At 56.0% G+C, this 8,358-nt stretch carries 11 protein-coding genes, 1 tRNA gene and 1 pseudogene; 5 read left to right on the top strand and 8 right to left on the bottom strand.

Features of this window, described 5'->3' with window-relative positions; all coding sequences use genetic code 11:
• From AC5EFR_RS22655 to AC5EFR_RS22630, 6 genes and pseudogenes are all read right to left on the bottom strand, one after another.
• Nucleotides 1-710 (bottom strand): annotated as a pseudogene (locus AC5EFR_RS22655) (hypothetical protein); the annotation flags it as partial.
• Nucleotides 707-1,090, bottom strand: coding sequence for an ExbD/TolR family protein (locus tag AC5EFR_RS22650; RefSeq protein ID WP_493577963.1), 384 nt, complete (start codon nucleotides 1,088-1,090; stop codon nucleotides 707-709). The gene AC5EFR_RS22650 and the pseudogene AC5EFR_RS22655, both read right to left, overlap by 4 nt.
• Complete coding sequence (locus tag AC5EFR_RS22645; RefSeq protein ID WP_493577962.1) at nucleotides 1,087-1,470, bottom strand: ExbD/TolR family protein; 384 nt, start codon at nucleotides 1,468-1,470, stop codon at nucleotides 1,087-1,089. Before AC5EFR_RS22645 ends, AC5EFR_RS22650 begins: the two co-directional genes overlap by 4 nt.
• Nucleotides 1,463-2,119, bottom strand: a complete 657-nt coding sequence (locus AC5EFR_RS22640) for a MotA/TolQ/ExbB proton channel family protein (protein WP_493577961.1) — start codon at nucleotides 2,117-2,119, stop codon at nucleotides 1,463-1,465. The genes AC5EFR_RS22645 and AC5EFR_RS22640 overlap by 8 nt, the downstream gene beginning before the upstream one ends.
• Nucleotides 2,116-2,538, bottom strand: coding sequence for a hypothetical protein (locus AC5EFR_RS22635; protein WP_493577960.1), 423 nt, complete (start codon nucleotides 2,536-2,538; stop codon nucleotides 2,116-2,118). Before AC5EFR_RS22635 ends, AC5EFR_RS22640 begins: the two co-directional genes overlap by 4 nt.
• A 417-nt stretch (nucleotides 2,539-2,955) precedes the next feature.
• A tRNA-Tyr gene (locus tag AC5EFR_RS22630) sits at nucleotides 2,956-3,039 on the bottom strand.
• A 130-nt stretch (nucleotides 3,040-3,169) separates the two neighbouring features.
• Between AC5EFR_RS22630 and rlmB the strand changes: the two genes are divergently transcribed.
• Nucleotides 3,170-3,955, top strand: a complete 786-nt coding sequence (gene rlmB / locus AC5EFR_RS22625) for a 23S rRNA (guanosine(2251)-2'-O)-methyltransferase RlmB (protein ID WP_493577959.1) — start codon at nucleotides 3,170-3,172, stop codon at nucleotides 3,953-3,955.
• Nucleotides 3,956-3,963: 8 nt separating this feature from the next.
• Here the strand turns inward: rlmB and arsB are convergent, their stop codons facing one another.
• Nucleotides 3,964-4,974: an ACR3 family arsenite efflux transporter gene (gene arsB / locus AC5EFR_RS22620; protein ID WP_493577965.1), complete on the bottom strand. Its 1,011-nt coding sequence runs from the start codon at nucleotides 4,972-4,974 to the stop codon at nucleotides 3,964-3,966.
• Between the two features lie 214 nt (nucleotides 4,975-5,188).
• Here arsB and AC5EFR_RS22615 point away from each other — a divergent pair, with 214 nt between their 5' ends.
• The 4 genes from AC5EFR_RS22615 to nusB all read left to right on the top strand — a co-directional run bounded on the left by AC5EFR_RS22615 (nucleotide 5,189) and on the right by nusB (nucleotide 7,708).
• Entirely contained in the window at nucleotides 5,189-5,461 is a 273-nt protein-coding gene (locus AC5EFR_RS22615; protein WP_493577958.1) for a hypothetical protein, read from the top strand.
• A gap of 86 nt (nucleotides 5,462-5,547) precedes the next feature.
• Complete coding sequence (gene ribB, locus AC5EFR_RS22610; RefSeq protein ID WP_493577957.1) at nucleotides 5,548-6,675, top strand: 3,4-dihydroxy-2-butanone-4-phosphate synthase; 1,128 nt, start codon at nucleotides 5,548-5,550, stop codon at nucleotides 6,673-6,675.
• On the top strand, nucleotides 6,675-7,226 hold the full coding sequence (locus AC5EFR_RS22605) for a 6,7-dimethyl-8-ribityllumazine synthase (protein ID WP_493577956.1): 552 nt from the start codon (nucleotides 6,675-6,677) through the stop codon (nucleotides 7,224-7,226). The genes ribB and AC5EFR_RS22605 overlap by 1 nt, the downstream gene beginning before the upstream one ends.
• Nucleotides 7,223-7,708: a transcription antitermination factor NusB gene (nusB, locus tag AC5EFR_RS22600; RefSeq protein ID WP_299934703.1), complete on the top strand. Its 486-nt coding sequence runs from the start codon at nucleotides 7,223-7,225 to the stop codon at nucleotides 7,706-7,708. The genes AC5EFR_RS22605 and nusB overlap by 4 nt, the downstream gene beginning before the upstream one ends.
• A 162-nt stretch (nucleotides 7,709-7,870) precedes the next feature.
• Here nusB and AC5EFR_RS22595 read toward each other — a convergent pair whose 3' ends face one another.
• On the bottom strand, nucleotides 7,871-8,293 hold the full coding sequence (locus AC5EFR_RS22595) for a PaaI family thioesterase (protein WP_493577955.1): 423 nt from the start codon (nucleotides 8,291-8,293) through the stop codon (nucleotides 7,871-7,873).
• Between the last annotated feature and the right edge of the window lie 65 nt (nucleotides 8,294-8,358).

The following is an 8,358-nucleotide window of genomic DNA, read 5'->3' as shown; positions in this document are numbered from 1 at the left end:
GGTTTGGGTTTGGGCTTGGCTTTTGGTTTGTTCGCGGCTTCGAATTCTGGTGTCCGCATCCGCGGGCGAAGTGAGGTTGCGACAGCCGCATTTTCCGGTTCGCTGGCCTCAACAATCGTTTTGGGCGGCTCTGCCACTGCGGCGGAGCTCGGGGCTTCGCTTTGCACCTGTTGGGCCATCTCTGGTTTTGCCACATCTTGCGGCACCGCGAGTTGAGGCAGGGGCAGAACCGCAGGCAGGGCCATATCAATTGGTGCGATTGGGCTCACTCGCGCTGCGAGGTCGGCGGGTTTGGCCTCTGGAAGGAGGGCTGTTGCCATCTTGGGGGCTTGGGCGGGCACCGCCGAATTGGGCCGAACTGGGTCAGGCTTTTGCGGAGAAACCTGTTGCGCGGTTTCGCTCAAAGCCTTGTCAGCATGATCCGTGTCAGCCGGATCAACCGGTTGTGGTTCCTCAGGTTTTGCAAGGTCCAATTCGGCCGCTTCCGCCCGATCGGGATGAACATTCTCTGCCCTGTCCAAGGGGGATTCGGCTTCCAGTGTTCCGACCGCCATGTCTTGAAAACTTGACCCCAGTTTGGCGTGTGAGGCACCGCTGGCTCCTTCGATCTCAAGCTTTGGATCGGGGGTCGCAATCAGGGCAATGGCCGCATGGGCGGCCCCGGCAACCAGAACAGCCGATAGTTTGAGAACACGCGACGAACTGATCATTCCAAGCCTCTTTCTGTGACCAACATGACCTTGTCAGCCCCGGCTTTTCGCAAATTGGTTCCGATCCGAACCAATTCCTTGGCTGATAAGCTGCGGTCCGGAACAATGCGAACCGGCCCACCGTCGTAGCCAAGTTTTTGCAAGGCTTCGTTTGCATTGGCGACAGGTTGACCAAACACCGACAAGCACCCATCTGGGTGAATGACCAAAGCGTTTGCCGGTGCGGCCCCATCAAGATTGGCGGTGCTGACCAACTTCAAATCCTTGTCGATCGGGCGCGCAATGGTGCCCGCGACAAGAAAGAATACCAACATCAAGAACACGATGTTGATCAACGCAATGGTCGGCTCGCGTTCAGATTTCTTGCGTTGGCGGATCATGTTGCCCCCAGAACGGTTGTTGAAAGCCCCGGTACGGATCGCAATGTGACGAGAAGGTCGGTCAAACGCTGGGCCGAAACACTGTCGTCTATTGAGACGAGTACAGGCAAAATCGGGACATCCGCGCGCAAGTTGTTTAAAGCCTCCGCCAGTTCCGAAAGCAATGTACCCCGCAAATTCACCGACAAATCTGTTTCCCCAAGCTTTAAGAACACAGGCGGGGGACCATCGGACACAACCCCACTTGATCCTGCGGCGGTGAGCTCAACTTCGGCAAATCGGGTAAAGGTCGACGTCAGCATAAAGAATAACAGCAACAAGAAGATAACGTCGATCAGAGAGGTCATTGACAATTTTCGCCGCTCGCGTCGCTTACGCATGTGCCGGGTGCTCTTGTGCGGGTGTCTCAACCTCAGAGATGGTTTGTCCGGGGCTTAAAACAGTTGAAATAGATTGACCGGCCAGCACCCGGTCACGATCCAAACGGGCCTCGAACCAACTTAGAACAAGGGATGTGGGCATCGCGATCACCAGACCCACGGCGGTGGTGAGCAGAGCCACCCAAATACCGCCTGCGAGGATAGAGGGATCGACTTGTGAGCCAGCCTCTTGCAACGCCTGAAACGCTGAGATCATCCCTAAGACCGTTCCAAACAGCCCCAATAGCGGCGAAAGCTGTGCGACGCTGTCGAGAAACCCCAACCCCCCTTCAAGTTTGGCGAACTTTGTTTCGGCTTCGGTTTCAAGCCGGGTTCGGTCAAACTTTTGGGCAAACGCCATGCGAATGACCGGCGCAAGGTAGCTCCGCGAGGCTTGCAATTCGGTTTGAGCTTGCGATGGCGCGCCTGCGTCCCAGGCATCAACGGCGCGGGCCAAGGCTTTGTGACGACCGACCCCCGCGACGGAAAACTGCCATAGTTTATAAAGAACCACGGCTAAGGTGAGAATAGACACCACCAACATGATCATCACAACCGGCCCACCCAAATCATAGATGTGTTGCAAGGTGGATTTGAGAATATCCATCATCCCGCAACCTCGATTGTCGTGCGGGTGCCGAGTTGTAAGCCTATGCTACAAGCCCCATCGGGAAGATCGGCCCCCTCACATGTGTTGACGCCGTTGACCAAAACTTGGCCAAGGTTTTCGCATTGCAGGCCGCCAACGACGAATTGCCTCACACGGGGGCGTTTGGCGGGCAATTCGCCAAAATCAAACAGCATCAGGTTGTTGACTTGACCACTTGCGTCAAAAAGCACCGCTTCATACACGGCTTTGGACACGTTTGTGTCATGCCCATTCAAGACGAGAAAACTCAACTTACAACCGTTTTCAACAGTTTGAGAGGCATTGAGTTCAATGGACAATTGCGCTGAAACCGGGGCGTCTGCCAAAGTGAGTGTTGGCACCAAAAATGCGGCCATAAAAGCCACGGATCGAAAAGGCATAGGGTGTTCTCCGCTCAAGCTGTGCTCAATCCGATTGGCTATTGAGGGAAAACATGGCTGGACCGGACGTTGATCTCTTGCCATTTTCAAAGGCGTTAGGCAATAGTTTAGTTAAACACTAAGAATTCTGATTTGGGCCATTGCTCTAGGTCCAAAAGACTACTCCCCGGCCAAACTGGTGTTTTTCAAACAGGCAAGTGCCAACGGCGGCGGTCTCCTACAACGCGTACATAGGACGGGCTTGGTTGTGACTTGCTGTGCGACACCCCTTGCGCGTGGTTTTCTTAAAGCCGGGCCGTCCAAGTGCGCAGAGAATAGGATAACAACCGACCGAAACCTGAGACACGACGTTGGGACCGTCTTGCCTATACCACCGCAAGGGCAACAATATCTCTGTCGTAACTGTCTGAAAATAAATGGTGGGCGACCCTGGAATCGAACCAGGCGTGAGTCGCCTCGAGGGAGTTACAGTCCCCTGCCACACCTTGCGGCCTGTCGCCCACCGTTGCGCCAACAATGTCGGCGTGAGGGGGGGATTACAGCCGTGCAAAAGCGGCGTCAACAGGAAAATAACTTGGCAAGCGCGCAACATGGGTGCAAGGAGACATCCAAGCAGAAAAAGGCGCGTGATATGGCTGAAAAACCAAAATGGGTGATTGAAAAAGAACAGGCCAAACGGGCGGCAGCCGCCGCAACGGTTTGGCTTTTTGGCTTACATGCCGTGCGTGACGCCTTGATGAACCCGAAACGGGATCGGGTGCGATTGATTCTGACGCCCAATGCGGCGGCGAAATTGGCAGATGCGATTGCAGAATCAGGGATGGAACCTGAAATTCAGGATCCGCGCCGTTTTAAAGCGCCGCTTGATCCGCAATCGGTGCATCAGGGGGCCGCTTTGGAGGTGAAGCCGCTCAATTGGGGCTCGCTCGAAGAAATCGCGATTCCCAGTGGCGACGCGCCGTTGCGGTTGGTTTTACTTGATCGCGTGACCGACCCACATAACGTTGGTGCGATCCTACGCTCGGCCGAAGTGTTTGGCGCACAGGCGGTGATTGGCACGCGTCACCATTCGGCCCCGGAAACCGGTGCCTTGGCGAAAACCGCATCTGGTGCGCTCGAGCGGCAACCGTACTTGCGGATGCGCAATCTCTCTGACACGATTCTTGAGTTGCAAAAGATGGGTTTTGTGGTGCTTGGCCTCGACGGTGAGGCCGATCAAACCATTGAACAGGCATTGGACGGGCGCAGCGACATGCCGGTGGCCCTAGTGCTTGGGGCTGAGGGGCCGGGCCTGCGCGAAAAGACCAAAGAAACCGTAGATCGTTTGGTCAAAATCGACTTTGCAGGCGAATTCGGCTCACTCAACGTGTCCAACGCCGCCGCTGTTGCGCTGTATGCGGCCAAGCCCAAAGGTTAGGATGTAAACTAGCCGGTGAACTTGGCACGGGTGCGGTTGGCAAAGGCCACCAATGACAACATCACCGGCACTTCGACCAAAACGCCCACAACCGTGGCCAGCGCCGCGCCGGAGGTTAGCCCAAATAGGCTAATGGCGACGGCGACGGCCAGTTCGAAAAAGTTCGAAGTGCCGATCATCGCGCAGGGGGCGGCGACCTTGTGCGGCACCCTAAGCGCATAGGCGGCACCATAGGCGATGGCGAAAATCCCATAGCTCTGGATCAGGATCGGGACGGCAATCAGTAGGATCACGGTTGGTCGGTCAAGAATGACCGCGCCTTGCAAGCCAAAGAGGATCACCACAGTGGCGATCAATCCTATGACCGACCATGTCTTGATCCGTGCGGTATAGGCCTCAATGCGTTCCTGAGTGCCAAGGATTTTGCGGGTGATCAACCCGGCGATAAGCGGCAGGGCAACGTATAGAATTGTCGCTAGAACAAGGGTTTGCCAAGGTACCGTGATGTCGGTCACACCCAGCAAGACCGCCACAATCGGCGCAAAGGCAACCACCATGATCAGATCGTTCACCGACACCTGAACCAGAGTATAGGTGGCATCGCCGCGCGTCAGTTGCGACCAGACAAACACCATCGCGGTACAGGGCGCGGCCCCAAGCAGGATCAGACCGGCGGTGTATTGCGCGGCGTCTTCGGGCTTGATCCACGGGGCAAAAACATAGTCGAAAAACAAAACCGCCAACGCCGCCATGGTAAACGGTTTGATCAACCAGTTGACTACCAGCGTTATGAACACCCCCTTGGGTTGGCGCGCCACGTCCTTGACCGCGCCGAAATCAACACTGACCATCATCGGATAGACCATCGCCCAGATCAGGACCGCCACCACGAGGTTGATCGAGGCGACTTCAGCGGCTGCGACAGTTGCGACCAGGCCGGGTGCCAAAGCGCCCAGGGCGATACCCATCACCATCGCGAAGGCGACCCAAAGTGTTAAGAACCGTTCGAACACGCCCATTGTTGGGTCAGCTTCAGGGGGAGTTTCTGTCATTTTCGGAGTGTCTCTGATGGATTTGGAAGTCTGTCGTGTCAAAACGGTGCCTGATGGAGGACGTCGCTAGGGGCGAGGGGTTCCATAGCACCGCTTAGCTTCCTATTTATGACAAAAGGAGCCGTTGATGCAAAAAGACCCAAAGATTGCCACCTGTTGTTACTGTGGAACGCGCGCCGCATTGGTTTTGGAAAAGGCGCGGCATGAATTGGTGTGCAGCTCTTGCGGGGCACCGCTTCACAATCTCAAACGACTCAGGGCAGACTCAGTTGACCAAGCACGCGGAGGGGCAGGCTACGCCCCTGTGCGTCCACAGTCGCAAAAACCCTCGAAAAAGCGCAAGGACAACAAGGTCGACTATCATCGCAAGCGCAAAAAGCCGAAGAAGCGTAAAAGCTTGGGGAGCAAGCTCTTTGAAGAAGCGTTTGATTTTCTTGAGGACATCTTCGACTAGCCTTTTGTGCCGCTTGCGCCGTCACGTTTCCTCTGGTCAAAAAGGTGCTCGCGCGCTATCTGCGCGGGTGACATTCAGGAGGCGACATGGCTGATTACGAGAACCCGGGACCAGTTGAAGAAAACTGGAAAGACGCCATTTCTTCGGTCGAAGAGATCATCGAAGATGCGCGCAATGGGCGTATGTTCATTCTGGTTGACCATGAAGACCGCGAAAACGAAGGGGATTTGGTGATCCCGGCACAATGGGCCACGCCCGATGCGATCAATTTCATGGCGCTTTATGGCCGGGGGTTGATTTGTTTGGCGATGACCGGCGATCGTATTTCTGAGCTGGGTCTATCGCTGATGTCGACGAACAACTCGTCGCGTCACGAAACCGCCTTTACCACCTCGATCGAGGCGCGCGAAGGCGTGACCACCGGTATTTCCGCCGCCGACCGTGCGCGCACAGTTGCGGTGGCAATTGATGCCTCAAAGGGCGAAGCCGACATCGCGACGCCGGGTCATGTGTTCCCGCTGCGTGCCAAGGCCGGCGGAGTTCTGGTCCGCGCCGGACATACCGAGGCCGCCGTCGACGTGAGCCGCTTGGCGGGGTTGAACCCGGCCGGTGTGATCTGTGAGATTATGAACGAAGACGGCACCATGTCGCGTCTGCCGGAACTTGTGGCCTTTTCCCAACGCCACGGTTTGAAAATCGGCACTATTTCCGATCTGATCGCCTATCGTCGTCGCAATGACAACCTTGTCAAAGTGCGCAACGAAGAAGTCATTCAAAGCGAGTTTGGCGGCGAATGGAACATGCGGATTTATACCGACGAAACCCATGGGGATGAACATATCGTCCTGACAAAAGGCGATCTTTCTGGTGATGAGCCGGTTTTGGTACGGATGCACGCGATGGACCCGATGCTCGACGTGATCGGCACCGGCCCCAAGGGGCGCGCGCATGAGTTTGAGCACGCTATGGCCGAAGTCGCCAAAGAGGGGCGTGGCGTTGTTGTGCTGTTGCGCGACACCTCGATGAAGCTTGACCCGGTTGAAGGTGTTTCACCCAAGACCCTGCGCCAATACGGTTTGGGCGCGCAAATCCTGTCGTCATTGGGGTTGTCGAAACTGACGCTTTTGACCAACTCCAAAGTGCCAAAGGTTGTCGGCCTTGATGCCTATGGTCTTGAAATTGTTGGCACTCGAAAAATCTCGGAGCTGGGTTAATGGCCTCTTCTATCAATCACCACGTCATGCCACGGGCCGAGTTTGACAAGCCGGTCAAAATCCTGATTGTGACCTCGCCCTATTACAAGGACATCGCCGACGAACAGGTCGCCGGTGCCAAGGCCGAGATCGAAGCGGCGGGTGGAACCTGGGATTTGGTCGAAGTTCCCGGCGCGCTGGAAATTCCAACGGCGATTGGAATTGCCGAACGGATGAGCAACTTTGACGGCTATGTCGCGCTGGGCTGTGTCATTCGCGGTGAAACCACCCATTACGAAACCGTCTGCAACGACAGTTCGCGCGGAATTACGCTTTTGGGATTGCAGGGTCTTTGCATCGGCAATGGCATCTTAACCGTTGAAAATTATGAACAAGCGCGTGTTCGTGCCGAAGTGGCCGAGCAAAACAAAGGCGGCGGGGCGGCGGCGGCGGCCTTGCATCTTGTGGCGCTTGCTCGTAAGTGGGGCGGTCCGCGCAAGGGGGTGGGTTTTGTGCCTTCTTCTGATGAAATCCAAATCGCGGGCGCTTCAAAGGGACCTGACCTCGCATGAGCCAAATCGGTGACAATCTTTCTGGCAACCAGAAACGTAAAATGAAATCGGCGTCGCGGCTCTTTGCCGTTCAGGCGTTGTTCCAGATGGAGCAGTCCGAACAGGGTTTGGACAAGGTCCGTCAAGAGTTTTTGGATCACCGTTTCGGGGCCGAGCTTGAAGCCGGTGTCGACATGTTGGAAGGTGATATTTCGTTGTTTTCCAAGTTGTTGGAAAACGCGGTGAGCTATCAGGCCAAAGTCGATCAGATGACCGACCGTGCCCTTGTTGCGAAATGGCCAATTGATCGGATCGACACAACCATGCGTGCGTTGTTTCGCGCCGCTGGGGCGGAATTGGTGGCGATGGACACCCCGCCAAAAGTGGTGATTTCGGAATTTGTCAGCGTCGCAGAGGCGTTTTTCCCAGAGGGCAAGGAAGGCAAATTTGTGAACGCGGTGCTTGATCACATGGCCCGCGAAGCCAAACCAGAAGCGTTTTAACCCGCTTCACCCCCTCAAGAATCACGACGCCCGGGGCCGACAATCGGACCGGGCGTTTTTGTATCTGTTGGCAATTTGTACAAAACCCTACGCGTTTGGGGGAGATTGCCCGGTGCCAAATCAGTCTTTCGGATTGTCACGTTTGCCGCGGCGTTGACGACGCTAAGGCGCATCCAATGCAATCGGCACCATGGTTCCGGTTAAGGTGGCGATGTGTTTTTCAACACCGTCTTTGAGCGCGAAGACATCAGACGAAGACACGATCTGACGCCGTCCCGGTTTGATCACTTTGCCCCGCGCAATCAGAACATCGCCAATGGCCGGAGAGAGCAAATGCACCCCGATTTCCGACGTCACCACCGCTTGATCGGTGCCAAGCAAGGTCATCGCGGCACAGCCAGCGGCGGTATCGCCCAGGGTAAAGGTCAGGCCCGCATGGCCAAACCCATTGTGTTGTAAAAAACCGGGTGAGAGGGGCGCGGTGATTTCTACGGTGCCTTCGCCAACGGCGGTTAGCTCGGCCCCGATGGTTTTCATCATGCTTTGCAGGGCGAAGCCGCGGCGGATATGGTCTTCTATTGTCATATCGAGATCGGACCATGCGGGAACAGAGGCGGCAAGTTTTCCGCTACGTCACTGGATGCGTCACC

This window comes from Pelagimonas sp., assembly GCF_058892305.1.
This window is presented reverse-complemented; position numbering and strand designations above follow the sequence as displayed.

What these genes read in the sequence shown, in the direction of transcription:
- AC5EFR_RS22650 (WP_493577963.1), bottom strand. Translation starts at nt 1,090, where the DNA reads ATGATCCGCCAACGCAAGAAATCTGAACGCGAGCCGACCATTGCGTTG.
- AC5EFR_RS22645 (WP_493577962.1), bottom strand. Translation starts at nt 1,470, where the DNA reads ATGCGTAAGCGACGCGAGCGGCGAAAATTGTCAATGACCTCTCTGATC.
- AC5EFR_RS22640 (WP_493577961.1), bottom strand. Translation starts at nt 2,119, where the DNA reads ATGATGGATATTCTCAAATCCACCTTGCAACACATCTATGATTTGGGT.
- AC5EFR_RS22635 (WP_493577960.1), bottom strand. Translation starts at nt 2,538, where the DNA reads ATGCCTTTTCGATCCGTGGCTTTTATGGCCGCATTTTTGGTGCCAACA.
- rlmB (WP_493577959.1), top strand. Translation starts at nt 3,170, where the DNA reads ATGGCTGAAAAACCAAAATGGGTGATTGAAAAAGAACAGGCCAAACGG.
- arsB (WP_493577965.1), bottom strand. Translation starts at nt 4,974, where the DNA reads ATGGGCGTGTTCGAACGGTTCTTAACACTTTGGGTCGCCTTCGCGATG.
- ribB (WP_493577957.1), top strand. Translation starts at nt 5,548, where the DNA reads ATGGCTGATTACGAGAACCCGGGACCAGTTGAAGAAAACTGGAAAGAC.
- AC5EFR_RS22605 (WP_493577956.1), top strand. Translation starts at nt 6,675, where the DNA reads ATGGCCTCTTCTATCAATCACCACGTCATGCCACGGGCCGAGTTTGAC.
- nusB (WP_299934703.1), top strand. Translation starts at nt 7,223, where the DNA reads ATGAGCCAAATCGGTGACAATCTTTCTGGCAACCAGAAACGTAAAATG.
- AC5EFR_RS22595 (WP_493577955.1), bottom strand. Translation starts at nt 8,293, where the DNA reads ATGACAATAGAAGACCATATCCGCCGCGGCTTCGCCCTGCAAAGCATG.